The sequence below is a fragment of the Saccharopolyspora kobensis genome (genome assembly GCF_900108315.1).
GTDB lineage: Bacteria > Actinomycetota > Actinomycetes > Mycobacteriales > Pseudonocardiaceae > Saccharopolyspora > Saccharopolyspora kobensis.
On sequence record NZ_FNVB01000010.1, the window covers coordinates 1 to 25,429 of the forward strand.

Genomic DNA, 25,429 nt, shown 5'->3' on the forward strand with positions numbered 1-25,429 from the left:
GTTCGCCACTCATCCACACCCGAAAGTGCTTCAGCGTTCGACTTGCATGTGTTAAGCACGCCGCCAGCGTTCGTCCTGAGCCAGGATCAAACTCTCCAACAATGCTGTTGAACAATCCCAGCAGACACTCAAACCATCAAAGGCGAGCGTCATACTCAAAGAAACCACCAACCAAAACAAACGTCTGGTCGGGGGCATAAAAGAACACTAACCAAAACAGTCCGCTGTTGAGTTCTCAAAGAACACACCCACACCATCACCCACGACCCGAATCAGGCCGCCAAGCTCCGGGGAGCATTTCCTCTGTTCGCTTTCGTGTGTCGGTAACTCTAGCAGGCCGTTTTTCCGGGGTTTCAGGGGGGTCACTCTCGTTTCCCGCACCCGATTCGTTATCTCCCGGATATCGAACCGTCCAGCGTTATGACAGCGAAGCGAATCGCAATTTTCAAAGTCTTGCCGTTCGAGGCCAGCCCACTCTACCACTCATTCGTGGAGACTCGGTTTGACCCCGTGCCAGGCCCGTTCCGGTTTTCCCGGCCCGTGTCGCGCTGACCTGGATAACTTTACAGACCCCCGAACACCCCCTGAACACCACCCCCCCTTAACGACAAAACCCCAGGTGAGACCGGCTGGAACCGGCATCGCCCGGGGTCTGTCGGAAAAGCGTCAGGAACGCGCGGCCTTCTCCTGGAGGGCGGCGTCCTTGTCGAGCACCATGCTCTCCAAGCCGGCCTGGAACTCGGCCATGCCCGCGCGCAGCCGGGCACCGAGTTCACCGGAGTCCGCGGCGAGCGTGCGGACGGCGAGCAGGCCGGCGTTGCGCGCACCGCCGACCGACACCGTCGCCACCGGCACGCCAGCGGGCATCTGCACGATCGACAGCAGCGAGTCCATGCCGTCGAGGTGCTTCAGCGGTACCGGGACACCGATCACCGGCAGCACCGTCGCCGAGGCGACCATGCCCGGCAGGTGCGCGGCACCGCCCGCGCCGGCGATGATCACCCGGATGCCGCGGTCCGCCGCGCTGCGGGCGTAGTCCAGCATCCGCTGCGGGGTGCGGTGCGCCGAGTAGACGCCCACCTCGAAGGGCACGTCGAACTCGGTGAGCGCGTCTCCGGCCGCTTGCATCACCGGCCAGTCGGAGTCGCTGCCCATGATCACGCCGACCAGCGGGTTGTCGCCTGCCACGCTCGGACCTCTCCTCTGCTTCAGTGGATCTCGTAGCCGTCCGGCCACTCGGCGTGCGACAGCCAGTGCGCCGCCAGCCGGGCCTGCTCCCGCACCTCGTCCATGCGGTCGCCGAGGACGGTGATGTGGCCGAGCTTGCGGCCGGGCCGCTCGCTCTTGCCGTACAGGTGCACCTTCGCGTGCGGGTAGCGGGCGAACAGGTGGTGCAGCCGCTCGTCCACCGTCATCTTCAGCTCGGTCGGCGAACCGAGCAGGTTCGTCATGACCACCGCGGGCGCGGTCAGCTCGGTGGCGCCCAGCGGGTAGTCCAGGACCGCGCGCAGGTGCTGCTCGAACTGGGAGGTCCGCGCGCCCTCGATGGTCCAGTGGCCGGAGTTGTGCGGGCGCATCGCCAGCTCGTTGACGACCAGGCCCTCGTCGGTCTCGAACAGCTCGACCGCGAGCACGCCGGTGACGCCGAGCGATTCGGCGACCTGCAGCGCGAGCTGCTGGGCCTGCTCGATCAGCTCCGGGGAGGCGTTCGGCGCCGGGGCCAGGACCTCCACGCAGATCCCGTCCTCCTGCACCGTCTCGACCAGCGGCCACACCGCGCCCTGCCCGAACGGCGAGCGCGCGACCAGCGCGGCGAGCTCCCGGCGCAGCGGCACGCGCTGCTCGACGAGCAGCGGTGATCCGCTCTCCAGCAGTTCGGCGACGGTGCGCTTCGCGCCGTCCGGGGTGTTGAGCATCCACACGCCGCGGCCGTCGTACCCACCGCGCGCGGTCTTGAGCACGCAGGGCCAGCCGTGCTCGGCGCCGAACTGCAGGACGTCGGCGACGTCGGTGACCTCCGCGAACGGCGGCACCGGCAGGCCGAGCTCGGCGAGCTTGCGGCGCATCACGAGCTTGTCCTGGGCGTGCAGCAGCGCGTCGGCGCCGGGCTGGACGGACACTCCCGCCGCGGCGAGGGCCCGCAGGTGCTCGCCGGGGACGTGCTCGTGGTCGAAGGTGATCACGTCGCAGCCCTGCGCGAAGTTCTTCAGCGCTTCGAGATCGGTGTGGTGACCGATCTCCACGTTCGGGGCGACCAGCGCGGCGGAGTCGTCCGCCGAAGTGGCCAGCACCTTCAGCGACTGCCCCAACGGGATCGCCGCCTGGTGGGTCATCCTCGCCAGCTGGCCGCCACCGATCATGCCGACAACTGGGGTTCCGCTCCGCTGGTCCACGCGGCCAGCGTAAAGCGGCGCAAGCCGCATACCTGCAGAGGGACCACCCAACGCGACCCAGCTCACAGCCGGTCTGCCTCCGGACTCGCTTTGCGCAGCGGTGCCGGTAGCGGAACCTCAGCGCCCGCCTGAACTCCGGGTGCCCTGACCCAGGTAGCTCGACGGCGTCAGGAACGTCCTCGCCAGGCGAACGCTGAGAACCCGCAGCGGTGCGAGCTGACGGCTGAACGCCTCCGGCGTTTCAAGCTCACAGCGATGCCAGCAGGTCGCACGCGGCGTTGTGGTCGGCGGGCAGCGGTTCCTGCTGGAACCGGATCTCCTGGCAGGCGTGCAGCGCCGGGTCCGCCGCCAGCCGGTGCTCGATCATGCAGCGCGCGTGCAGGCAGCGGGCCGACAGCTGCGGGTGGCGCTTGGTGAGCACCGCCGCGGTGGCCGACCGCAGCAGCGAGACGGTCTCGCCCGAGTCGAACGCCGTGCGCAGGACGTCGGCCATCAGCACCATCGCCATCATCCGCGGGTAGCCGTCGGCCGGGGCGTCCAGCGACACCGCGAGCAGGACGTAGTCCTCGCTCGCCGAGCGCCCCTCCGCTCGCGCTTCGCGGTACACCTCGTGCAGCCGGGTGCGCAGGTAGCCGGCCGTGGTCAGGCCGGTCAGCGGGTCCTCGACCTCGCGCCCGACGGACAGCCGCGCGATCACGTCCGACCAGCCCAGCGCGGTCGTGCGCACCATCGCCGTGGGCACCGCGTCCGGATCGGCCGACACGAGCCCGTCGTGGGCACCGGTCGCGACGGCGTGCAGCGCCGCCAGGTCCTGCAGCGTTCCGGCCAGTCCGACCCCGGCCTCGGCCCGCGCCGCGCCGAGGTCGGCCAGCGCTTCGGCCAGATCCCCGTCCTCGACGACCGCCGCGCACACCGCGTCGACCGCGTCCGAGGCCCAATCGCTCGGGAATGGCCACCCAGCAGCGAGGCTGGCCGTTCGCCAACGCGAGCGCAGGGCCCGCTGACGACCCTGCGCGATCGTCGCATCACACTTGAACGGCCACTCCCTCATCCGCAACGCGCCTCCTTCGACTCCCTGTCATCGGGACGGCGCAACGGGTCGCCCATGACGGTGCAAGGGATGGCGTCGACAATAGGATCTAGATCACAATCAGTCGGGCAGCGTCATGGTCGGCACCGACCGTGACTCCCTAGGTCAGCAGATCTGGTGTGTCCCCCGCGGGGAGGAAGGTGCGGCGTGGCGACGATTCCGGCGGAAGTCCAGGGACCCAGCGACGGGGAACTGCTGGAGGAGGTTCGCAGCGGTTCGTCCGCCGCCTACGCGCAGCTCTACGAGCGGCACGTCGGTGCGGCCTACAACATGGCCCGCCAGGTCGCCAAGTCCGCGGCCGAGGCCGACGACCTGGTGTCGGAGGCCTTCGCCAAGGTGCTCGACACCTTGCGCGACGGGCGCGGCCCGAACACCGCCTTCCGGGCCTACCTGCTCACCGCGCTGCGGCACACCGCCTACGACCGCACCCGGCGGGAGCGCAAGGTGCAGCTCGCCGACGACGTGACGGAGGTTTCCGGCGCGGACGTCAGCGTGCCGTTCACCGACACCGCCGTAGCCGGGCTCGAGCGCACGCTCGCCGCGCAGGCGTTCGCCCGGCTGCCCGAGCGCTGGCAGACGGTGCTCTGGCACGTCGAGGTGGAGGGCCAGACCCCGGCGCAGGTCGCGCCGCTGCTCGGGTTGACGCCGAACGGCGTGTCCGCGCTCGCCTACCGCGCGCGGGAAGGGCTGCGGCAGGCCTACCTGCAGGTGCACCTCGGGCAGCTGGACGACGACGAGTCCGGGGTCGAGCACTGCCGGGCGACGGTGGACCGGCTCGGTGCGTGGACCCGCCGCGGGCTGTCGAAGCGGGAGACCGCGCAGGTCGAGTCGCACCTCGACGGGTGCGACCGGTGCCGGGCGCTCGCGGCTGAGCTCGCCGACGTCAACGGGGCGCTCCGCGTCATCATCGCGCCGCTGGTGCTGGGGGCCTCCGCCACCGGCTACCTGGCCATCTCCTCCTCGGGAGGGGCGTCTGCCGCCGCGTTGGCCGCGGGCAGCGCTTCCAGTGCGGCGGGGGCGGCGAACGCCGCGAGCGCCGGGCCGCGCCAGGCGGTCGCCGCTGGAACGGCGGCCGCGGTGATGGCTGCCGCGATCGCCATCGCCATGACTTCCGGGACCGAGCAGCCCGTTCCGATTGCGGCGGCACCGCCGGCCGCCGTCGTGCAGCCGCCAGAGCCGCCGCAGCCTCCGGCGCCGCCTGCACCGCTGCCGCAGGCTCCGCAGAACCCGCCGCCTGCGCCGAGCCCGACGCCGCAACCTCCAGCACCTCCGGAGCCCTCCCCACCTGCGCCGACGCCACCTCCGGCGGCCACGCCGGTGCTCAACGCCTCCGGGCCCGGAGCTCCGCTCCAGCTCGTCGCGGGTGGCGATCCGGTCGACCTGCCGATCACGGTGAACAACAGCGGTTCGGGCGATTCCCAGCCGGTCACCGCGGAGCTGGCCCTGCCGGCGGGCGTTTCCGCGCAACTGCCCGGTGCCATGTCGGCCGGGCCTGCCTCGACCGTTCCGCAGAGCCGGTCGCTGGTGCTCGCCCAGCCACCCGGATCGCCGTCGGTGAGCTGCCAGAACCGGTCGACCACCATCTCCTGCAGCACCGACCGCGGGCTGCGGCCCGGCGAGTCGTTCACCTTCGGCTTCAGCGTGCGCGCCGACGAGTCCGCCCAGGGCGGTGAGATCACCGCCAGCATCTCCGCCGGTACCGAGATCGAGCTGCGCCTGGAGGCGGTGCCCGTCGTGGTCGAGCCCGCTCCGGTGGACGAGGTCGATCTGCAGGCCTGGAGCTGGCCGGTGCCCGGGGAGGTCTTGAGCTGGCCGACGACCGAGAAGAGCAGCAGGCTCTTCATCTGGGTGACCAACGTCGGTACCAGCACAGGACGTGCCGAGGCCGTCGCCGAGCTGCCGAAGGGCATGCGGGCTCAGGCCCTGACGCCCCAGTGCGACCTGCTCCCGGAAGACCAGGGCCGGGTTCGCTGCTCCGGCGACCTCTCGCCCAGGGAATCCTTGCTGGGCGTGGTGCAGGTGACCGACGCGCAGGACCTCCCGGATCCCGCCGCGCACGCCTCGACCCAGGCCGGGACGGGCGGCCTGGAACCGCACGGTGAGGCCGTCCAGGTGACCGCCAACCTCGGCACCTCCAGCGACAGCGCGCTGGTGGAGCTGCGGTTCCCGTTGCCGCCGCCTCCGCCGAAGCCGCCGGAGTGCTCGTGGTGGCCGTGGTGGCCGCCGGGTTGGGACAACGGCCGTCCGCCGTGGTGCTGGTTGCCGGTGCCCGCGCACTCGCCGCTGCTCCCGCCCACGACGTCCGCTCCGGAGTCGACCAGCACGCCGGAGCCGACGAGCACGACGTCGCCGACGGCCCCGCCGACAGCGGTGCCGCCGACGAGCACGACGCCGCCCACCACGGTGCCGCCCACCACAGCGCCGCCGACGTCGAGCACGCCGCCTTCGACGACGCCGCCGAGCAGCACGGCACCGCCGTCGAGCTCGGCGCCTCCGACCAGCAGCGCACCGCCCACGTCGAGCTCGCCGGGCTCTCCCGGGGGACGGCAGCCCAGGTGAACCGGGTCTCCCGATCCGACCGCTGGCATCGCCGGGACGGCGCAACTACGTAGACTCGGGGCTGTGTCCGTCGTCGATTCCGTGCTCGCGCGAATCCCGCAGCGGTACCGGGAACTCGCGATCCGGCATCGCGAGCTGCTGAAGTTCGGCATCGTCGGCGGTATCACCTTCTTGATCGACACCGGCATCTTCTACGCGCTGAAGCTGACCGTCCTGTCGCCCAAGCCGGTGACGTCGAAGGTCATCGCGGTGCTGGTCGCGACGCTGTTCTCCTACGTGCTCAACCGGGAGTGGTCGTTCCGCACCCGGGGCGGGCGGCAGCGGCACTCCGAGGCGACGCTGTACTTCGTGATCAGCGGCATCGGGGTCGGCCTGTACTCGGCGCCGCTGTGGGTCTCGCGGTACCTGCTGCACCTGCAGACGCCGTACACCAGCCGCTTCGTGGAGGAGATCGCCGACTTCACCGCGGCGCAGATCGTCGGCCTGCTGCTGGGCATGGCGTTCCGCTGGTGGGCGTTCCGGAAGTGGGTGTTCCCCACCGAGCAGTCCCACGAGCAGGAGCCGGAACGCGATCACGTGCGGATCAGCTGACCGCCCGCAGGTCGCGGGCCGTGAGTGCTTCGGGGTGCCACAGCGCCCCGAAACGCGCACGTGCCGCGACCACTACCGGGGCGTCGGTTCGGACTTCCAGGGCAGGCCGAGGACGTCGTCGGCGCGGGCCACCGGGAGGAAGACCTCGAACATCGCCGGTCTCGCCTGGCTGAGTTCGAGGCGGCCGCCGTCGGCTTCGACGAGCGCTCGGGCCAGCGCCAGGCCGACGCCGGTGGAGCCGTGGCCGGAGAAACCGCGGTCGAAGACGTAGGGCACCAGTTCGTCCGGAACGCCCGTGCCCGCGTCGCTCACCTCCACGACCACGGTGCCGCCGCTCTGCCTCGCCGCGAGGGTGACGGTGCCCTCGCCGTGCCGCAGCGCGTTGTCGAGCAGGACGCCGATCGTTTCGCGCAGGCGGGTGGGCGTGACGCGGGCCAGCAGTTCTTCCTCCACCTTCACGCGCAGGGTGCGGCCTTCCGCCTTCAGCGGCTCGCGCCACTCGGCGGCCACGTCGCAGAGCAACGTCGAGATGTCCAGCGGTGCGGCGTCGCGGGCGCGCGCCGCGGTGGCCGCGGCGAGCAGGTCGTCGAGGACCCCGGAGAGCCGTTCGGCCTGTTCCAGCGCCGCGCCGGCGTCCTCCGCCACGTCCGGGTCGTTGGTCGCCGCCAGCGTCTCCAGCCGCAGGTGCAGTGCGGTCAGGCGGCTGCGCAGCTGGTGCGAGACGTCGCCGACCAGTTCGCGTTCGCGCTGCACGAGCTGCGACAGCGCGGCGCCGGAGGCGTCGAGCGCGTCCGCGACGCGGTCCAGCTCCGGGACGTGGTGGCGCTGCGGGTCCGCGCGGAAGTCGCCCGCGCCGAGGCGCGCCGCGCGTGCCGCGACGTGCCGGAGCGGGTCGGAGAGGCGTCGCGCGGTCACCGACGCCACGATCATGCCGGTGCCCGCGGAGAGCACCACGAGCAGCAGCACCAGCCCGGCGACCTGGACCTGCTGGGTGCGGACGGGCCCGCTCGGCGCGGCGAGCGTCACCGTGCCGCTCTGCACCATCGGCACGCTCTCCACCAGCGGTTCCTCGCCGGGATCGGGACCGTAGGCGTAGTCGTGGCCCTGGGTGCGGACGATCAGCCGGGCGCCGTCGGGCACTGCCAGCCGCACCGCGGCGAGGTCGACCGGGCTCTGCGCGGCGATCTGCTCGTCCAGCCGCGTCGCGATCTGCTGCGCGCGGGTGGAGAGGTCGTTGACGGTGATGTCCTGGACGAGTTTCAGCGCGCTGAACCCCAGCGGCAGTCCGAGGACGACCGCGGTGACGGCGACGGCCAGCAGCGTGGCCTGCAGGATTCGGCGGCGCATCGCGGGTCAGTCCGCGTTGAAGCGGAACCCGACGCCTCGCACGGTGGCGATGCGGGTCTCGTCCAGCCGGCCGTTGCTGTCGCTGAGCTTCCGGCGCAGCCACGAGATGTGCATGTCCAGCGTCTTGCTGCCCTTGCGGTCGGATTCCGGCCAGACCTCTTCGAGGATCTCCTCGCGGGTCACCACCTGCCCGGCGTGCTGCATGAGCACCCGGAGCAGCTCGTACTCCTTGTTCGCCAGCTGCACTTCCTGCTCGTTGACCTGCACGCGGCGGGCCGTCAGGTCCAGGCGGACGCCGGAGGCCTCCAGGGTTTCCGGGGCGCCGCGGCGGAGCAGGGCGCGGATGCGCGCCATCAGCTCGGCGAGCCGGAAGGGCTTGGCCACGTAGTCGTCGGCACCCGCGTCGAGGCCGACCACGAAGTCCACCTCGTCGGTGCGGGCGGTCAGCATCAGCACCGGCAGGCCGCGGCCCTGCGCGCGCAGCCGGCGGCACACCTCCAGACCGTCCATCTCCGGCAGTCCGAGATCCAGCACCAGCAGGTCGATCCCGCCCGAGGCGGCGGCGCGCAGCGTCGATGGACCGTCCTCGATCACCTGGACGGTGTAGCCCTCGCGTTGCAATGCCCTCGACAGGGGCACGGCGATGGCGGGGTCGTCTTCTGCCAGCAACACCACGCTCACGCCTCCAGCCTAGAGGCTGCCTCGGTACTCCTTTTGCGTAACGGTCCGAGTGGGCTGCGTGGTCAGCTCGCGGCTCGTGTCCGCCGACTGCGCCTGCGGACTAAGGTGCGTTGCGTGACCAGCGATCTCGATCTCGCCCTGCACCTCGCCGACGTCGCCGACGGCATCACCGGCAGCCGGTTCCGTGCCCGGGACCTGAGCGTGGACCGCAAACCCGACCGGACGCCGGTCACCGACGCCGATCTCGCGGTGGAGGACGCCGTGCGCGCGGTGCTCGCCGAGCGGCGGCCGGACGACGTCGTCGCCGGCGAGGAGCGCGGTGGCACGGCGGGCGACGGCCGCGCGTGGGTGCTGGACCCGATCGACGGCACGAAGAACTTCCTGCGCGGTGTTCCGGTTTGGGCGACGTTGATCGCGCTGGTGGACGGTGGCCGTCCGGAGGTCGGCGTGATCAGCGCGCCGGCGCTGGGCAAGCGCTGGTGGGCGGCGACCGGGGCGGGCGCCTGGTGCCGCACGGGTGAGGCGGAGCCGGAGCGGATCTCGGTGTCCGGGGTGCGCGAGCCGGGCGACGCCTACGTCTCGACCACGCACCTCGGGACGTGGGTGGAGCACCACTCGCGGGAGGCCTACCTGCGGTTGGTCGACGCCTGCTGGGAGAACCGCGCGTTCGGCGACTTCTGGCAGCACTGCCTGGTGGCCGAGGGCGTCATCGACATCGCCGCGGAGCCGATCGTGAACCCGTGGGACGTGGCGGCGGCGCAGGTGCTGGTGACCGAGGCAGGCGGCACCTTCACCGATCTGGCCGGAACCCCGCGCTACGACGGCGGGAGCGCGCTGTCGACGAACGGCCACCTGCACGCCGAAGCCCTGTCCCTCCTGCGGCGCTGAGGTCCCCCGACTCCGCAATTTCAATGGAAATCGGAGGGACAACTTCAATGGAAGTTGCGCGGAGTCGGCGTGTCGCGGGCCGACACACCGGTGTTCGCGCAATTTCAATGGAAATCGGAGGGTTGATTTCCATTGAAATTGCGTCTCACCGAGCCGGGGGCACTGCGGGGTCGGGGCGGCGGAGCTGGAACGTCGTTGGGGTGGTTCAGCTTTCGGGTTGCTTCTTGAGCAGGCGGGCGTAGTGGGAGCCCGCGGCCAGCAGGATCAGGCCCGCGCAGAGGAACGCGATCACCCGGGCCACGCCGTCCAGGGTGGCGAGGTCGAACAGCAGGAGCTTCGCCAGGGACGCCGCGATCAGCACCATGCCCGCGATGCGCAGGCGCTTCGCGCGGATTCCGCGCAGCAGCAGCACGATCGCCGCCACCACCCAGCTCAGGGTGATCAGGATGTGGGCGGTGAGGAAGCCGGTCCGGGTGTCGGACACCAGCAGGCAGGCGGCCATCGTCGCGCTCGCCGTGCCGTACAGCAGCGCCAGCCCGGTCGCCGACCACAGCGGCGGCGACTTCGGGAACTTCTCGATCCGGGCCGCCGAAGCAGGCACCACGATCGCCGCGGCCGCGATCAGCAGGCCGCACAGCAGGCCCGCGATGCCGGGCGCGTAGCCGTGCCAGAGCAGCGCGGTGAGCGGCACCTCGTTGACCAGGGCGAGCAGGAAGCCGAAAGTCGCGTAGCAGGTCGCGCCGAGCAGCACGCCCGCGCTGCGCAGCACGAACGCACCGGCGCTCAGCACCAGCGCCTCGCACAGCAGCGCCGTTGCCCAGCTCGACGAATCCAGCACGGTCAGCGTGGTCTGGGCGGCCGCGATCGACGCCATCGCGCCGACCGCCGTGGTGAACCGGCGCGACAACCAGTCCCGGAACGCCGGGACGAACCGGGCCACCGCCCAGATCGCGAGCAGCAGCACGGTCGTTCCCGCGCCGAGCAGGCCGGCCGCCGACGTCTCCAGCAGCAGCGGACCGGCCAGGAACGCCGGGGTCGGTGCGGTGACCAGCAGGGCGATCGCGGTGCGGTCGGCGTCCGGGCGCGCTCCCGCGGTGATCGCGGCGATCACCACGCCCAGCAGCACGGAAACGCTGATCGCGATCACCAGCACCGGGTCGTGGAAGAAGACTCCCCAAATCGCCGCCACCAGCGCGGCCAGCACCACGGGGATCCCGGCGGCCAGCGCGAGCGAGGGCCAGCCGCGCCGGACCTGCACCGGTGCCGCCGCGACCTGCAGCAGGACCAGGAAGCCGATCAGCATCGCGTTGGGCAGCTGGGTGATCAGCGGCGCGCAGATCGCCGAGCTCAGCACCACGCCGAGCGCCAGCGGCCGCGCCTGCCAGCGGTCGGCGAGCGCCAGCCCGCCGATGCTGACGAGCAGGCCCGCGCCGAGGCCCACCGGAGCGGACACGAAACCGTAGAGCGAGGTGGCCGCCACCACGTCCAGGAACATCGCGGCGAAACCCGTTGTGGCCAGGGCGAACGCGGCGATCCGCCCGGCGTCCTGCCCCTTCGAGCGCCGGTGCATCCACCAGCCGGCGCCGACCAGCAGCGCGGAGAGCACGGCACCGCCGGTGATCCTGGCGCCCGGTCCCAGCCAGTCCTGCTGCACGGCGAGGACGAGCAGGAACACCACGCCCAGCAACGTCACGCCGGCGCCGACCCAGGCCAGCACGCGGCTCGGCTCCAGGTTCGCGCCGAGCCTGCTGCGCGGGCGGACCGGCTGCTGCCCGAGTCCCGGGTACGGCGTCACCTGCGGCTGCCCGAACACCGGTGGCCGGGCGGCCTGCGGCGGGTGGTTCTGCGGGGTCGGAGCCTGCTGGGGCGGAACGTCCTGCTGGGGCTGGGTTTCCTGCGGTGCGGGCGCTTGCGGGGCTGCGACCTGCGTCGCAGCTTGCGCCTGCACCACGGTGCCCAGGTAGGTCAGCCGCTGGCCGATGGCGTGCAGCTCACCGGCCAGCAGTTGGAGCGTTTCACCGGGCAAGGGTTGTGACATGCTCCCACCCTGCGGGAAACGCCCCGGTCAGAACATCAGTAGCACTACTCAGTCACGATCACGGCTCGGCGTCCGCGGGCTGCGCGGTCGCTCAGCGGAACCCGAATCGATTCGTTCATATCGGGCCGCAGCCGCGACGACCAACGCTGCCGCGGAAGGCGTCGCATGCGCGGCAGGCGCATAGCCCACCCTCGCAGCTCGCACCGCCGCAGGTTCTCAGCGCTTCGCCTGGCGAGGACGGCCCGGCCGCCGCGCATCGGTCATGCATCAGGCCGGGCACCCGCAGTCCAGGCGGCGCTGAGGTTCCGCTACCCGCACCGCCGCGCAGAACGAGTAGAGGAACTGCTCACCCGCGCTGCGCCGGAGTGCCCTTCGGCGGCGTGCTGGTGGCGTCGACCGGGCCGACCACGCCGCGCAGCGCCTGGGTCCAGGTCAGCCTGCCGAACAGGTAGAAGCAGGCGACCTGCTCGTTGCTGAACCGGGCCCAGTCGTAGCGGTTGCCCTGCTCCCGCCAGAAGACCTCCCACGCCGGGGCGCCGTCGTGGTCGTCGCGCACCAGGCACCAGGCGTCGTCGGCCTCCACGCCGATCGACACCAGCCCCTCCGGCACGCCCATCGCCACCAGCCAGCCCAGCACGGACTCGGTGTTCACTTCCCGGCCTCCTGCTCCGCCTCGTCCTGCTCGACCTCGTCCGCGACCTCCGCGGTCGAATGCGCCAGCGGCACCGTCGCGCGCTCGCGGACGATCCGCTCCGTCGCCGCGACCTGCTCCTCCGGCTCCGCCGCCGACGAGGTGAGGTGGAAGGTCGACTCCACCACCTCGGCGCCCGCCCGCTCGATGCGCAGCGTCACCGCCTCGGCGGCCTCCCGCGACGCGGTCAGCTCCACGAGGTAGCCGAGCCCGACCAGGTCGTCCAGCGAGTACGTCGCGCGGTAGCGGACTCCGCCGCCGGGCTGCGCGAACCACGGCGCGGGCACCGACCGCCACACCGGTAAGCGGCGCATCACCCGGTACCTGCGGTACTCGCGCTCGGCGTGCGACGGCGGCAGCGACCGCTGCGCGAAGGACGTCGCCACCGCGAACGAGAAGCGCCCGGCGCCGCCACCGGTGCAGTCGAGCACGGTGTCCGGCTCCAGCACCACCGGCTCCGCCGGTTCCACACCGCCCTCCGGGTGCTCGGCGGCGGGCGGCCACACGTGCTCGTCGCGCTCGCCCGCGAACCGGCGTTCCCACTCCAGCTCGCTCAGCTCGCCCAGCGGATCGTGCCCGGCGACGAGCGCCTCCGGCAGCTGCACCGGTTCACCGCGCTCCTCCCGATCCCGTTGCGCGGCGACGTAGACCTCGCCCGAGCGCAGCCGTTCCAGCGCGTCACCGTCGTGCACCAGGTGCGACTCCGGGTGGTCCTGCGGCGGGAAGTTCAGCCCCGGCCGGTCCGGTTCCTCCGACGACGGCGGCAGCTGCCTGCTCGCCCTGCTCGCCGCGACCGGCATGTACCCGATCGGGAACTGGTGCAGCACGAACGCCACCACGTCCGCGTTCCGGCTCGCCTGCCGCAGCGGGCGCTGGGTGGGCTCCGCCGCGGGCGGAGCGGGTGGTTGCTGCGGTGTCGGCAGCGGGCGCAGCGGAGAGCGCTGCGTCGGATCCTTCACCGGCTGCGGAGCAGGTTGCTGCGGAGCGAGCTGCTGCGGCTGCGGAGCCGGGGCCACGCCGAAGGCGGGCCGCGGCGCGGCCATCGGCGGCCGACCCGGCGGCGGAGCCGCGGCCGGAGGCTGCGCAGCCGGAGGCGCTCCGGGCGGCGCCACGAAGTGGCCGCCCGGAGCCGCCGGAGGCGGTGGGGCCGCCGGGGCGAAGCCCGGCGGCGGCGCGGCAGCGCCCGGCGGCAGCGGCGGCTGCGCGGCCTGCGGCGAAGCCCAGGCGGAGCGCACCGCGTGCGGAGCGGTGCTGGAGGCGGGGTCCTCGCCGGGCGGCGTCCAGCCCGGGCGGGAGTCGTCGGTGCTCACCGGGATCGGACCGGTGCCTGCGTCGGCGAGACCGGGAGCCCAGCGGCCCGGGTCGACCTTGACCGGGCCGGTGTGCTCGGCGTCCGCCTGCCAGCCGGTGGCGGACCGAGCCGCCTCCGAGACCTCGTCCTGCGCATCTGCTGCCACTCCCCCGACGGTTCCGCGGCCGATGTGCTCCGCCGCGCTGCCAACATCTTCCGCAACGCCACCGGCGGCCTCCCGACCGACCCGGCCGACCTCGTCGGCGGCGCCCCGGGCGTGTTCAGCCGCCCCACCAGCAACATCACCCGCCGTGCCGACCGCCTCCCCGGCGGTCCGGCCGACTCCGCCGACCACGTCACCAACAGCACCACCGGCACCGCTGACCGCGTCGCCCGCGGCGCGGCCGATGTCGCCCGCGGCGTGGCCCGCACCCGCGACCGCACCTCCAGCGGCATCGCCCAGCGCGCCGGTCGCACCACCCGCTGCGTCCACTGTGGACGCGACGAGACCGGTGCCCGCGTTCAGCGCACCACCGCCGAGCGCCGCGAGCGGGGCGTCCGGGTCGATCCGAACGCCGCTGTCCGGATCCACCGCCGCGGCCAGCGTGCTGTGCAGCTGCGCCACGTTCGCCGCCGCGCCCTGCACCGCCGAGTCCAGAGCGGCGAGCGCCTGCGGATGTCCTGCGGCCGCCGCTTGTTCGGCCGCGTCGGTCTGCTTGGCCAGCGTCACCAGCTCGCGCACCAGCTGGACCTTCGCCGCGCCGACCTGCTCGGCCGCGTGGTCCAGGCGGTCCGCCGCCGCGCGGCACTGCTGCACCGAGCCGGGCAGGATGCCGTCGGCGGCCACGAAGCCGTCCCACTCCCGGGTCGCGGCCTCGGCCGCTTCGCCGTCGAAGGCCCGCAGCGCGCCCTGCGCTGCGCTGTCCGCGTCGCCCGCCAGGCCGTCGATCGCGTCCGCGGCTTCGCGCCACGCCGTCGCGGACTCGCGCATCGCGTCCTCGTCCGCCTCCGGCCACCGGGCGCCCGCGCGCGCGGCGACGTCGCGGAGTTCGGCGGGAAGTTCGATGCCCACCGCGCTCACCCCCGTCCGGCGATTCGTCCGAGCTCTTCGGCGTTGTCCGCGTCCACCTGCTGCGTCGTGGCCGCGGCGGCCGCGAACTTCGACCCCATGCCGCGCAACCGCGACGACATCTCGCCGAGGTCGGACAGCGCCTGCTCCGCCCGGCCGCAGTGCGCCCGGGCGAAGCTCGCGCCGATCTCGTCACCGCCCCAGCAATCACCTGCCGACTCCACCGCCCGGCGCAGGGTGTCGGCGATCTTCTGCGCCTGGCCCGCGAGGGCGTCGAACTCGCCCGCGTGCTTGCCCAACTGCCCGAGGTCGCTGCGGAAACCACTCATGGTCACATCCGTTTCGTCGGGCTCTGCTGCAACCAGCTCCCGGCCGAGAAGTCCTCGTCCTCGGCAACATCATCGTCGATGGGCCCGGGTTCGTTGCGCAGCACCGATGCCGACGCACCGTCGGCGTGTCCGCCCAGCAGCACATCCGGATCGGTTCCCGCCGGCAGCACCTCGGCGAGCACGTCGGCGGCGCGCCGGGCGGCGGCCTGCGCGGCTGCCGCGCTCAGCTCGGCGATGGTCGCGGCGAGCTGGGCGGGGCGCAGCTTGTCGTAGACGTCGTCGGCCAGCGCCACCTCGCGGAGGGTGCCCTGCGGTCCGACCGCGACCCGCACCCGCCCGTCGGCGGAGCGGGCCGTCTCGGTGATGGTGGCGAGTTCCTGGTGGGTTTCGGCAAGGCGTTCCCGGCTGCGCTGGTAATCGGCCATCAGCTCGGCCACCTGGGCCCGGTGATCGGTCGGCACGGCCGCTCCCTCCCCTGGTCGCTGGGCGGGCCCCGCAGCTGGCGCGGCGGAGTCCGGCACGGCACAGCGGTCGGCGGCCCGGTGAACCGCAGACCGCACGTCCTGGCTTTGACGTGCGCCGCAGCGCAGATGGTTCCACGTCGGCACCGGCGTTTTCCCGTCAGACCTGGCATTCGCACCGGAATGTCCGAACCCGGTGTGAGCACCGTCTCGGCGCCCGGCCACCGCGACGGCTGGGACCATGGAGCGATGGCGACCATCGCGTACGAGGACCTGACGCCCGGCCGGACCTTCGACCTGGGCGAGGTGAAGGTGGACCGGGCGGAGATGCTGGCCTTCGCCGAGCGCTTCGACCCGCAGCCGTTCCACCTCGACGAGGAAGCGGGCCGGAACTCGGTGCTGGGCGGGCTGTGCGCGTCCGGCTGGTTCACCGCGTCGCTGTGGATGCGCGGTTACGTCGATCACGTGCTGGCCGACTCGACGTCGCAGGGCTCACCGGGCGGCAACGAGCTGGCCTGGCTGGCCCCGGTGTTCCCCGGCGACGTGCTGCAGCTGTCGATGGAGGTCAACAGCCAGCGCCGCTCGCAGAGCAAGCCGAACCTGGGCCTGGTGGAGATCACCGGCACGGCCGATCGCGACGGCGAGCGCGTCCTGCGCTTCACCTTCGTCGCGATGTTCGGCACCCGGGACCAGAACTGACGGACCACGCAGCACTCCCAGAGAACCCCCAGGCACCACCGCCGAACCCCCGGTGCCGAACCTCACGCGATTTCGATTGAAATCGCTGCACACCCCAACGCAACAACCCACCGCTTCGAACCGAACCCCACCCCGGTACCACCACCGATCCCCCAGCGGCGAGGATTCCTCGACTCAGGGGTCGTGGCGCGGGTCCTCCACTCGCAGGCCCGCCGTCACGGCCGCGTGGACCGCTCGGGCCAGGGCCGAGCCGATGCGCGAGCGGGGGCCGCCGTAGAGCTCCGGTTCGCCGTCGGCCGGGCAGAGGATCGCCGTCGCGTCGGTGACCGTTCCGGTGCCCGCGACGCCGGATTCCAGCAGGGCCTGGGCCTTCGCCTCCGCCACCGTCGCCACCGCGTTCACCAGGGCGGCTTCGCTCAGGCGCACCGGTGACCAGCAGACCGCGTTGATCGTGCCCGCCGCCCACGCCTGCGCGCGCTCCGGCGCAGCGGCCCAGACCGGCACGTTGGCGCCGGTGGTCACGCTCGCGCGGACTCCGCTGTCGCTCGCGGTCACCTCGTGGCGCACGTCCACCGCGGTCAGCAGGCCGATGCCCTCCCCGGGCAGGCCGAGTCCGGCGGCCATCTCACCGGCGTGCGCCGTCGGGTCGGGGTGGTCGTAGTCGGTCACCACCGTGGCGTTGAACACCCAGTTCCGCAGGCCGATGCCGCCGCCGCAGGGCGCCGAGGAGATCGCCAGCCACGGCCGCTCGCACCGCCAGACCAGCACCGGCCGGTCCTGCACGGCGTGCAGGACCGGACGCGGCGCGGTCACGAGCTCAGCGCCTTGACCACCCGGGACGGGCTCGGGCGCCCGAGCCGCTCGGCCATCCAGACGCTGGTCTCCACGAGCTTGCCGAGGTCGACGCCGTGCTTGATGCCCAGCCCTTCGAGCATCCACACCAGGTCCTCGGTCGCGAGGTTGCCGGTGGCCGACTTCGCGTACGGGCAGCCGCCCAGACCACCCGCCGAGGAATCCACAGTGGACACGCCGTGCTGAAGGGCGGCGAAGGTGTTGGACAGCGCCTGGCCGTAGGTGTCGTGGAAGTGCACCGCCAGCCGGTCCACCCCGATCCCGGCCGCGACGAACCCGCGCAGCAGCGCCGAGACGTGCCCCGGCGTCGCCACGCCGATGGTGTCGCCCAGCGACAGCTGGTCGCAGCCCATCTCCAGCAGCCGCTTGCCCACCGAGACGACCTGCTCGACCGGCACCGCGCCTTCCCACGGATCGCCGAAGCACATCGAGATGTACCCGCGCACCGACAGGCCCTCGCCGACCGCGCGCCGCACCACCGGGTCGAACATCGCGAACTGCTCGTCCAGGCCGCGGTTGAGGTTGCGCCGGGTGAAGGTCTCGGTCGCGGAGGCGAAGATCGCGATGTCGCGCACCTGCGACTCCAGCGCCCGGTCCAGGCCCTTCGCGTTGGGCACCAGCACCGGGTAGCGGATGCCGGGCACCCGCTGCAGGCCGGCCAGCAGCTCGGCGGCATCGGCCAGCTGCGGGACCCACTCCGGCCGCACGAAGCTGGTCGCCTCCAGCACCGGCAGCCCGGCGTCGGCCAGCCGGTCCAGGAACTCCAGCTTCACCTCCACCGGGACCGCCTGCTTCTCGTTCTGCAGCCCGTCGCGCGGCCCGACCTCCCAGATCGTCACCGCCGCGGGCAACTCGCCCGGCTCCGGCGCGGCCACCTGCATCGGCAGTCCCAGTTCACGCGGTCCCATCAGCCCTCCCGTGTCCAGCGGGCACCCGACCGGCTCATCGACCCACCGGTCCGCGGTAGCCCCGATCGTCCCGCGGGTCGTCGTTCACCTCGCGGTACAGCAGCGTGTGGACCTTCTCCACCTGCGGAATGTCGTCGAACTCCAGCGGCTCGTCCGAGGCGGATTCGACGATCAGCGTGCCGCAGCCCAGCATCCGGTCGATCAGGCCGTGCCGGAAGCGCACCGAGTTGATCCGGGACATCGGGATGTCGATGCCGCTGCGGGTGAACACGCCCTCGCGGACCATCAGCCGGTGCGTGGTGACCACGAAGTGCGTGGTGCGCCAGCGCACCAGCGGCGCCAGGGTGAACCAGATGACCAGGATCGCGCCCACCACCGCCAGCGCGATCCACGCAGGCAGGTGCCAGGAGAACGGGGCGAGCAGCGCCGCCGCGTAGGAACCGCCACCGACGACCACGAAGAGGATCAGCACCGGGACGAGCAGCATCTTCCAGTGCGGGTGCTTGTGCACGACCACGAACTCGTCCTCGCCGAGCAGGTCGTCTGGGTAGGCCACCGGTTCCCCCTCCTCTTGCCGCGTCGCCGATCACGGTACCGCTCGCGGCCGCCCGCGCCCGCGATCAAGCCCGCCGCACGTGCACGACGTCGCCCGCCGAAACCGCGGTCGTCAGCCCGCTCTCGGCGCGCACCATCAGCCGGCCCTCGACGTCGATGCCGGTCGCGACGCCCCGCAGCTGCTCATCGGGCCCGAGCTCGACCCGCACCTGCTGCCCCACGGTGCTGCACAGCTGCCGGTACCGGTCGAGCAGCCCGCTGCGCACCACGTCACCGGAAGCGGCCCGCCAGCGGTCGTCGACCGCGGCGAACGCCGTGAGCAACGCCACTGCGAACTCCTCGCGGTCGACCTCCCCGCCCTCCGCGACCAGCGAGGTCGCGGGCAGCCCGCCCGCGCCCCGGGGCAGTTCGTCGCGCTGCTGCAGGAGGTTGACGCCCATGCCCAGGACGAGCGCGAGCCCGTCCGGCCCGGCCACCGCCTCGCCCAGGATCCCGGCCGCCTTCAGCCACTCGTCGCCGCTGCCGAGCAGCAGGTCGTTCGGCCACTTCAGCGAGGCGCGCACGCCGGTGGTGCGCTGGACGGTCTCGGCGAGCGCGACACCGGCGATCAGCGGCACCCAGGACACCGCGGACTGCGGCACGTCGGGCCGCAGCAGGACGCTGACGAACAGCCCGCGGCCGCGCGGCGAGGTCCACTGGCGCTGCATCCGGCCGCGCCCGGCCTCCTGCTCCTCCGCGATCAGCACGGTCCGGTCGGCGGCGCCCCGGCTCGCGGCGGCGGCCAGGTCGGTGTTCGTCGAACCGGTCACGGTCACCACGTCGAGCGCGGCGTAAGGCCCGCCGTCGACCAGCCGAGCCCGCAGCCGTCCACCATCCAGCAGCACAGGATTCACCCCCCAAGCCTATGCCGCGACTGGACCGCCCTCCCGCGGAGCTGGGATGATGCGGGGAGCAGGGAGGAGGAGCCATGACTTCGGTCGTCGACGCACCGCACCGGCGGATCACCCTCGACGAGGTCCGCGCCCACCGCGATGAGATCTACCGAATCGCGGAGCAGTACGGCGTCAGCAACGTCCGGGTGTTCGGTTCCGTCGCCCGCGACGAGGCCGACGACGACAGCGACCTGGACCTCCTGATCGACGTCGCGCCCGGGCACGGTCTCTTCGCGATGGCCGGGTTCGCGCTCGACGTAGAGGAACTGCTCAACGTCTTCACCCAGGTAGTGACCCCGAACGGGCTGAAGGAACGCATCCGGGACGAAGTGCTCACCGACGCGGTGCCGGTTTGAAGCGCGCGACCCCGCAACGGCTCGCCGACATCATCGATGCCATCGAAGGCATCCAGCGCTACGCGCCTTCGGACAAAGCATCCTTGGCAACGGACGAGGTGACGCAACTCGCTCTGATCAGGCTTGTCGAGATCGTTGGCGAAGCCTCCAACCACGTGGACAAAGCCGTCCAGCAAGCACACCCCGAAGTGCCGTGGCGCGCGATCATCGGAATGCGCAACCGCGTCGTGCACAGCTACTGGGAAGTCGATGTGCAGATCCTTTGGGACGTCGTGACGATCGAGATCCCCAAGCTCCTCCCGCAGGTCCGCGCGATCCTGGCCGCCATCGAGAACCGGTAGCCACGGCCCCACTTTCGGCTGTGTCCGGTTGGTGATCTTGGTTCGTATCGTGCCTCCGAGACTTCTCGGAGGTGGGCACGTTGCGGAGACGTTGGTGGGCGCTGCCGTGCGCGGCACTGGTGCTGACCGGGATCGCTCCCGGCGCGGCGGCCGAGCAGGCGCCGGTGCAGGTCAGGGACGGGCGCAGCCAGCCCGTCTTCACCGCCGACCCGGTGCGGGAGACGGTGTGGGTGGAGACCGGGCTGGACGGCGACGGCGACGGCGTGGTCGACCGGGTCGCCGCGGACGTCGTCCGGCCGTCCGGCACCGACCGGCCGGTCCCGGTGATCATGGATGCCAGCCCGTACTACTCGTGCTGCGGACGCGGCAACGAGAGCGAGCTGAAGACCTACGACGAGCAGGGCAGGCCGGTCGGCTTCCCGCAGTTCTACGACAACTACTTTGTGCCGCGCGGGTACGCCACCGTGCTGGTCGACCTGTCGGGCACCAACCGCTCCGAGGGCTGCGTGGACGTCGGCGGCGCGTCCGACATCACCTCGGCGAAGGCCGTGGTGGACTGGCTCAACGGCCGCGCACCCGGGTTCGACGCGCCGTCCGGCGGCGGGCCGGTCGAGGCGGGCTGGTCCACCGGCGACGTCGGCATGATCGGCAAGTCCTACGACGGCACGATCGCCAACGGCGTGGCCGCCACCGGTGTGGAGGGACTGCGCACCATCGTGCCGATCGGCGCGATCAGCTCCTGGTACGACTACTACCGCTCGGACGGCGTGTCCTTCGGCTTCAACCCCTCCGGGCTGGCGCGGACCGTCGAGGAGGGCGGCCGCCCGGACTGCGGCCCGGCCAAGCAGGAGCTCGACGCCGGGTCCCCAGCCAACGGCGACGTCACTCCGATGTGGACCGAGCGGGACTACGTGCCGAACGCCGACCGGGTCACCGCGAGCGTGTTCGCGGTGCACGGCCTCGGCGACCTCAACGTCAAGACCCTGCACCTCGGGCAGTGGTGGGACGCGCTGGCCGAGCGCGACGTGCCGCGCAAGCTGTGGCTGAGCCAGACCGGGCACGTCGACCCGTTCGACTTCCGCCGCGCGGAGTGGGTCGAGACCCTGCACGCCTGGTTCGACCACTGGCTGCTCGGCGTGGACAACGGGATCACCGAGGAGCCCGCCGCCAGCGTCGAACGCGCGCCGGACGTCTGGGCGGACGAGCCGACCTGGTCCGGCGAGCTCGCGAAGGACACCGTGCTGCACCCGCGCGAGGACGGGCTCGGCACGCAGCCCGGCAGCGGCACCGCGTCGTTCACCGATGACCCGTCGCTCGACGAGTACGACTGGGCGGCCGACCCCGACCAGCCGTCGCCGGCCCGCGCGCTGTTCAGCACCGCGCCGCTGACCAGCGACGTCCGGATCGCCGGGACCGGTTCGGTCACCGTCACCGCCACGCCGAGCACGCCGACGGCGCACCTGTCCGCGATGCTCGTCGACTACGGACCGGCCACCACCCGCGACTACCTGGGCCGCGGTGAGGGGATCCGCACCCTGCAGACCGAGTCCTGCTGGGGCGAGAACCGCCCCGGCGACGACGCCTGCTACTTCGACACCGAAGCGACCACGACCGACGTGGACTTCGAGATCATCGCGCGCGGCTGGGCCGACCTGGCCAACCACGAATCGCTGTCGGAGGAGCGCCCGCTGGAGCCGGGCGAGCCGCAGACCATGACGTTCCGGCTGGCCACCACCGACCACGTGGTGCCCGCCGGTCACCGGCTGGCGCTGATCATCGGCGGCACGGACAGCGCGTTCATCGTCGCCCCGCGCCAGCCCGGTGAGATCGGCCTGGACCTGAGCGCCACCTCGGTGACGCTGCCGGTCGTCGGCGAACTCCCCGCGCTGACCGCGGCCGGGCCGGACAAGCCGAGCGTCCGCCCGGAACGCGTCCCGGCGCGACCGGACGTCCAGCTCAACCGGGACGTCCTGCCGGGCAGCTGACCCGGTCGGCGGGGGAGGCGCGAGACCTCCCCCGCCGACCGGGTCAGGGCGCGACGTCGGCGTACTCGCTGCCGATCTTCAACGCGTCGATCTCGTTGACCACGGCATCGCCCTCGGCGCCGTAGACGCCCCACTTCGGGTGGTTCTCGCTGTCGAAGGTCCGGCACGCCCAGCGCTGCGAGCCGTCGCTGAACGTCTGGCGCTCGCCGTTGAACCAGAGCTCGACCCAGCCGCCGGTGGTCTCGTCGGACAGGTGCAGGCCGAGCACGATGTCGTGCCACTCACCGGCCTGGATCGGCTGGTCCCAGATGACCCTGGTCTCGTCGGGCTGGCGCTGCAGCAGCGAGAGCTTGCCGTCGATGACCTTGAGGACCACCGGGTAGTTCTGGATGTGGCTGCCGTAGGACTTCCACTGGAAGGTGGCGTTGTTGTCCACGGTGCTGGACAGCCTGCTCCGCCAGCCCAGGTAGTAGGTGGAGCCGTTCCGGAAGTCGTACTCCTGGCCGTCGACCTTGATGCCGCGGCTCTCGCACCGCCGCAGGCCGGCCGGCTTGTCGTAGCGCCACACCGCGCCCTGCTCCGGATCGTCGACCGCCGTGACGCTGCCCGGATCGGCGCACTCCGAGCCGATGTGCGCGAACACACCGGTGCCGTTGGAGGCGTCGCCGTCCCACATGACCGCCGCGGAGGCCGAAGGCGCCGACGCCACGAGCAGCATCGCCGCCAACAGGGCCACGGCGGGAGTTCTCCCGACCATGATGTTCCCTTCCGGCGGCGGATGCCCAGATCTACCGGACGCCGCGGCCCGGTGTCCAGGCCGTTCACCCGAACCGCAGCGGGCGGCGGAACCGAGTCCTCCGCAGTGGAGTCCGGTTCCGCCGCCCGTGCCCGTGAGCGCTATGGCCCCCCGAAGCGCTCACGGACGGGATATCAGCCCGTGACCAGGCGCAGGCCGTAGGCGCTGAGCGCCTCCTGGACCGGCTGGAAGTAGGTCGTTCCGCCGGAGCTGCAGTTGCCCGAACCGCCCGAGGTCATGCCCTGGGCCTGGGTGCCGCTGATGAACGAGCCACCCGAGTCACCCGGCTCGGCGCAGGCGTTGGTGCGGGTGAGACCGGTGACGGTGCCCTCGGCGTAGCGCACGGTCTGGTTCATCGCCTGCACCGATCCGCAGCGCCACCCGGTCGTCGAACCGGAGCGGCAGATCGACGAGCCGACCGGGGCCACGGTCGCGCCGGACACCGCGCGGGTGCTGCCGTTGTACATGTTCACCAGCGCGCGCGGCGTCCAGTTGGAGTTGGCCGAGACCCACGCGTAGTCGTTGCCGGGGAACGACGAGCCCTGGAACGTGCCCATCGCGACCTGGTTGTACCCGGAGACCGCCGTGCCCGGGCGACCGCAGTGCCCGGCGGTGACCATCCCGGCGCCACCGGACGAGGTGCGCACCGCGAAGCCGACCGAGCAGCGCCCGCCCATGTAGTAGGCGTCACCGCCGCGGAGGTCGTAGAAGGTGCGCGGCGACTCGGCCACCTCTTCCACCCGCACCGAGTCGTCGATGGCGCGGGCCCGCGCCAGGAAGTCCTCGGTGGCGGAGTCGGCCTCGGCGCGGTTGACCGACACCACGACCGAATTGGACCGCACGTCCACGTACCAACCGGTGATCGACTGCGGCGCAGTCGCTTCCATTCCATCCAAAGTGGACTTCGTCGCGTCGAGTTCGCGCTCGGTGTTGGACACCACCACGGCGTCCGCACCGGCTTCGCGCGCCGCCTGCGCCGCGCGCCCGTCGGTGACCGCGAGGACGAGCTTCCCGCTCGCCTCGTCGAAGTAGGAACCGGCGAACGCCTCGCCCGCGCTCCCGCGCAGCTTCTCGTTGAGCTGGATCGCGCGGGCTTCCCGCGCCAACCGGTCCTGCGCCTGCTGCGCGGTCAGGCCGAAGTCCCGCTGCATGGCGGCGAGCAGCTCCGGGGCCGCCTGATCCGGTGCCGGTGCTGCGGTGGACGGCACTGCCACCGCGGCGAGCGTGCCCGCTGCCAGCACGGCCGCACCGAGCAACCGGATGGTTCTGCTCCGACTCATGGTCGTCTCCCTCGATCCGAAATTGGGCAGGGATCACCCGCGCACGGCCGGTCCGGCCGCGATGCGCGGGAGCTGGTGCCCCGGCACCCGCATGCCGGGGATGAGGTGGCACCGCCCGGATCCCGGGTCGGCGCTGCGTAGGAGGGGGTGAACCGCGCCGCAGCGGTTCGCGTAGAAGGACATTAAGGAGCCGGTACCTGAACCGGACACCACCTTTCGGAGCATCCTGAGCGCGAAAACCCCGCCATGCCACGAGCTTTCAAGGTCGACGCGGCGAACGGCAGCACTCCGGATACGCCGAGCGGACCGATGCCCGCGCAACCGGCGAGGACACCTCCGCTTCACCGGAACGCAACTTCAATGGAAATCAGGCGTGCGATTTCAATTGAAGTTGCGCGTCTCGCCGGTGCGCCGGGGCCCGACGGCTTCGCTCCCGGCTCGGCACCCGCACGGGCACCGAGCCGGGCCGGCTCTACGATCGGCGGCGTGCGCTTCGTGCTTGCCTCCGCTTCGCCCGCTCGCCTGTCCGTGCTGCGCTCGGCCGGGATCGAGCCGCTGGTGCGGGTTTCCGGCGTCGACGAGGACGCGCTGACCGCTTCGCTGGGCGATCCCGCGCCCGCCGAGCTGGTCAGCGCGCTGGCGCAGGCCAAGGCCGATGCGGTCGCCGCCGAGATCGGCGCCGAGGAACCCGACGCGGTGATCGTCGGCTGCGACTCGATGCTGCTGATGGCGCACGGCGAGATCGCCGGCAAGCCCGGCACCCGCGAAGCCGCCGCCGAGCGGTGGGCGCAGAACGCGGGCAGCAGCGGTGAGCTGCTGACCGGGCACGCGATCGTCCGCCTCCGGGGCGGCGAGGTCACCGCGCGCGCCAACGGCCACCTGGGCACCACCGTGCGCTTCGGCGAGCCGAGCGAGGCCGAGCTGGAGGCCTACCTCGCGACCGGCGAGCCGCTGCACGTGGCGGGCGGGTTCACGCTCGAAGGCTTCGGCGGCTGGTTCATCGAGGGCGTCGACGGCGATCCGTCGAGCGTGCTCGGCATCAGCCTCCCGCTGACCCGCAAGCTGCTGGCCCAGGTCGGCGTCAGCGTGGTGACGCTGTGGAGCTCGCCGACTGCGGAGTGACACCGGGTTCCGGGCAGCCGAGTGAATACGAACACAATTCGGTTACCCCCGGATGGTTTTCGCGGCGCGGCTGGTTACAAATGTTCGCGATGGGCACCACCCGACGGCTGTATCTGACTTCGCGCCTGCACGTCGATCTTCGACGGCAGGCCAGCTCCGTCTGTCTGTGATCGAG

At 72.1% G+C, this 25,429-nt stretch carries 25 protein-coding genes and 1 rRNA gene; 9 read left to right on the forward strand and 17 right to left on the reverse strand.

Annotated elements, in window-relative coordinates:
* The 4 genes from C4T78_RS29270 to C4T78_RS29285 form a co-directional block, all read right to left on the reverse strand.
* Positions 1-102: ribosomal RNA gene (locus C4T78_RS29270) — 16S ribosomal RNA — on the reverse strand; the annotation flags it as partial.
* A gap of 564 nt (positions 103-666) precedes the next feature.
* Entirely contained in the window at positions 667-1,155 is a 489-nt protein-coding gene (purE, locus tag C4T78_RS29275; RefSeq protein ID WP_093352980.1) for a 5-(carboxyamino)imidazole ribonucleotide mutase, read from the reverse strand.
* A gap of 53 nt (positions 1,156-1,208) precedes the next feature.
* Positions 1,209-2,393, reverse strand: coding sequence for a 5-(carboxyamino)imidazole ribonucleotide synthase (locus tag C4T78_RS29280; protein WP_093352864.1), 1,185 nt, complete (start codon positions 2,391-2,393; stop codon positions 1,209-1,211).
* Between the two features lie 247 nt (positions 2,394-2,640).
* Positions 2,641-3,444, reverse strand: coding sequence for a hypothetical protein (locus C4T78_RS29285; RefSeq protein ID WP_177247605.1), 804 nt, complete (start codon positions 3,442-3,444; stop codon positions 2,641-2,643).
* A 186-nt stretch (positions 3,445-3,630) separates the two neighbouring features.
* On the opposite strand from C4T78_RS29285, the gene C4T78_RS29290 reads away from it, so the two are divergent.
* Together C4T78_RS29290 and C4T78_RS29295 are read left to right on the forward strand one after the other, a co-directional pair.
* Entirely contained in the window at positions 3,631-6,042 is a 2,412-nt protein-coding gene (locus tag C4T78_RS29290) for a sigma-70 family RNA polymerase sigma factor (RefSeq protein WP_093352862.1), read from the forward strand.
* A gap of 63 nt (positions 6,043-6,105) precedes the next feature.
* Positions 6,106-6,633 (forward strand): GtrA family protein, encoded by a 528-nt coding sequence (locus C4T78_RS29295; RefSeq protein WP_093352859.1) that lies wholly within the window; start codon positions 6,106-6,108, stop codon positions 6,631-6,633.
* Between the two features lie 72 nt (positions 6,634-6,705).
* Here C4T78_RS29295 and C4T78_RS29300 read toward each other — a convergent pair whose 3' ends face one another.
* Both C4T78_RS29300 and C4T78_RS29305 read right to left on the reverse strand, forming a co-directional pair.
* Positions 6,706-7,980 carry a sensor histidine kinase gene (locus C4T78_RS29300; RefSeq protein ID WP_093352857.1) on the reverse strand — a complete coding sequence of 425 codons (1,275 nt, stop codon included), beginning with the start codon at positions 7,978-7,980 and terminating at the stop codon, positions 6,706-6,708.
* Between the two features lie 6 nt (positions 7,981-7,986).
* The gene (locus tag C4T78_RS29305) at positions 7,987-8,661 is read right to left on the reverse strand and encodes a response regulator transcription factor (RefSeq protein ID WP_093157139.1); all 675 of its coding nucleotides are present in this window, start codon (positions 8,659-8,661) and stop codon (positions 7,987-7,989) included.
* Positions 8,662-8,775: 114 nt separating this feature from the next.
* Here C4T78_RS29305 and hisN point away from each other — a divergent pair, with 114 nt between their 5' ends.
* The gene (gene hisN / locus C4T78_RS29310; protein WP_374703912.1) at positions 8,776-9,549 is read left to right on the forward strand and encodes a histidinol-phosphatase; all 774 of its coding nucleotides are present in this window, start codon (positions 8,776-8,778) and stop codon (positions 9,547-9,549) included.
* A gap of 205 nt (positions 9,550-9,754) precedes the next feature.
* On the opposite strand, the gene C4T78_RS29315 is transcribed toward hisN, so the two are convergent.
* The 5 genes from C4T78_RS29315 to C4T78_RS29335 all read right to left on the reverse strand — a co-directional run bounded on the left by C4T78_RS29315 (position 9,755) and on the right by C4T78_RS29335 (position 15,428).
* Positions 9,755-11,587, reverse strand: coding sequence for a DUF2339 domain-containing protein (locus C4T78_RS29315; RefSeq protein ID WP_093352851.1), 1,833 nt, complete (start codon positions 11,585-11,587; stop codon positions 9,755-9,757).
* 346 nt (positions 11,588-11,933) lie between these two features.
* On the reverse strand, positions 11,934-12,239 hold the full coding sequence (locus C4T78_RS29320) for a hypothetical protein (protein ID WP_093352973.1): 306 nt from the start codon (positions 12,237-12,239) through the stop codon (positions 11,934-11,936).
* A complete protein-coding gene (locus tag C4T78_RS29325; RefSeq protein ID WP_143185867.1) occupies positions 12,236-14,641 on the reverse strand; it encodes a TNT domain-containing protein in 2,406 nt (801 codons plus the stop codon). The genes C4T78_RS29320 and C4T78_RS29325 overlap by 4 nt, the downstream gene beginning before the upstream one ends.
* A gap of 5 nt (positions 14,642-14,646) precedes the next feature.
* Positions 14,647-14,967: a WXG100 family type VII secretion target gene (locus C4T78_RS29330; protein WP_093352846.1), complete on the reverse strand. Its 321-nt coding sequence runs from the start codon at positions 14,965-14,967 to the stop codon at positions 14,647-14,649.
* A gap of 2 nt (positions 14,968-14,969) precedes the next feature.
* Positions 14,970-15,428, reverse strand: coding sequence for a YbaB/EbfC family nucleoid-associated protein (locus C4T78_RS29335; protein WP_093352844.1), 459 nt, complete (start codon positions 15,426-15,428; stop codon positions 14,970-14,972).
* Positions 15,429-15,677: 249 nt separating this feature from the next.
* On the opposite strand from C4T78_RS29335, the gene C4T78_RS29340 reads away from it, so the two are divergent.
* Positions 15,678-16,127, forward strand: coding sequence for a MaoC family dehydratase (locus tag C4T78_RS29340; protein ID WP_093352971.1), 450 nt, complete (start codon positions 15,678-15,680; stop codon positions 16,125-16,127).
* 174 nt (positions 16,128-16,301) lie between these two features.
* On the opposite strand, the gene C4T78_RS29345 is transcribed toward C4T78_RS29340, so the two are convergent.
* From C4T78_RS29345 to C4T78_RS29360, 4 genes are all read right to left on the reverse strand, one after another.
* On the reverse strand, positions 16,302-16,940 hold the full coding sequence (locus C4T78_RS29345) for an adenosylcobinamide amidohydrolase (RefSeq protein WP_093352840.1): 639 nt from the start codon (positions 16,938-16,940) through the stop codon (positions 16,302-16,304).
* Complete coding sequence (locus C4T78_RS29350; RefSeq protein WP_093352838.1) at positions 16,937-17,887, reverse strand: hydroxymethylglutaryl-CoA lyase; 951 nt, start codon at positions 17,885-17,887, stop codon at positions 16,937-16,939. Before C4T78_RS29350 ends, C4T78_RS29345 begins: the two co-directional genes overlap by 4 nt.
* Before the next feature lie 34 nt (positions 17,888-17,921).
* Positions 17,922-18,443: a PH domain-containing protein gene (locus tag C4T78_RS29355; protein WP_093157153.1), complete on the reverse strand. Its 522-nt coding sequence runs from the start codon at positions 18,441-18,443 to the stop codon at positions 17,922-17,924.
* Between the two features lie 64 nt (positions 18,444-18,507).
* Positions 18,508-19,335, reverse strand: coding sequence for a biotin--[acetyl-CoA-carboxylase] ligase (locus C4T78_RS29360; RefSeq protein ID WP_093352835.1), 828 nt, complete (start codon positions 19,333-19,335; stop codon positions 18,508-18,510).
* Between the two features lie 74 nt (positions 19,336-19,409).
* Here C4T78_RS29360 and C4T78_RS29365 point away from each other — a divergent pair, with 74 nt between their 5' ends.
* The 3 genes from C4T78_RS29365 (at position 19,410) to C4T78_RS29375 (ending at position 22,056) form a co-directional block, all read left to right on the forward strand.
* The gene (locus tag C4T78_RS29365; protein WP_093352833.1) at positions 19,410-19,730 is read left to right on the forward strand and encodes a nucleotidyltransferase family protein; all 321 of its coding nucleotides are present in this window, start codon (positions 19,410-19,412) and stop codon (positions 19,728-19,730) included.
* Entirely contained in the window at positions 19,727-20,071 is a 345-nt protein-coding gene (locus C4T78_RS29370; protein ID WP_093352831.1) for a HepT-like ribonuclease domain-containing protein, read from the forward strand. Before C4T78_RS29365 ends, C4T78_RS29370 begins: the two co-directional genes overlap by 4 nt.
* Positions 20,072-20,151: 80 nt before the next feature.
* The gene (locus C4T78_RS29375; protein ID WP_258958374.1) at positions 20,152-22,056 is read left to right on the forward strand and encodes a Xaa-Pro dipeptidyl-peptidase; all 1,905 of its coding nucleotides are present in this window, start codon (positions 20,152-20,154) and stop codon (positions 22,054-22,056) included.
* Positions 22,057-22,099: 43 nt separating this feature from the next.
* Here C4T78_RS29375 and C4T78_RS29380 read toward each other — a convergent pair whose 3' ends face one another.
* Together C4T78_RS29380 and C4T78_RS29385 are read right to left on the reverse strand one after the other, a co-directional pair.
* Positions 22,100-22,792, reverse strand: a complete 693-nt coding sequence (locus tag C4T78_RS29380; RefSeq protein ID WP_235863548.1) for a heparin lyase I family protein — start codon at positions 22,790-22,792, stop codon at positions 22,100-22,102.
* Positions 22,793-22,986: 194 nt separating this feature from the next.
* The gene (locus tag C4T78_RS29385) at positions 22,987-24,132 is read right to left on the reverse strand and encodes a S1 family peptidase (protein WP_093352829.1); all 1,146 of its coding nucleotides are present in this window, start codon (positions 24,130-24,132) and stop codon (positions 22,987-22,989) included.
* 486 nt (positions 24,133-24,618) lie between these two features.
* Here C4T78_RS29385 and C4T78_RS29390 point away from each other — a divergent pair, with 486 nt between their 5' ends.
* Both C4T78_RS29390 and C4T78_RS37465 read left to right on the forward strand, forming a co-directional pair.
* Positions 24,619-25,254: a Maf family protein gene (locus C4T78_RS29390; protein WP_093352826.1), complete on the forward strand. Its 636-nt coding sequence runs from the start codon at positions 24,619-24,621 to the stop codon at positions 25,252-25,254.
* 89 nt (positions 25,255-25,343) lie between these two features.
* Entirely contained in the window at positions 25,344-25,424 is an 81-nt protein-coding gene (locus tag C4T78_RS37465) for a putative leader peptide (protein WP_369678933.1), read from the forward strand.
* Positions 25,425-25,429: the final 5 nt, after the last annotated feature.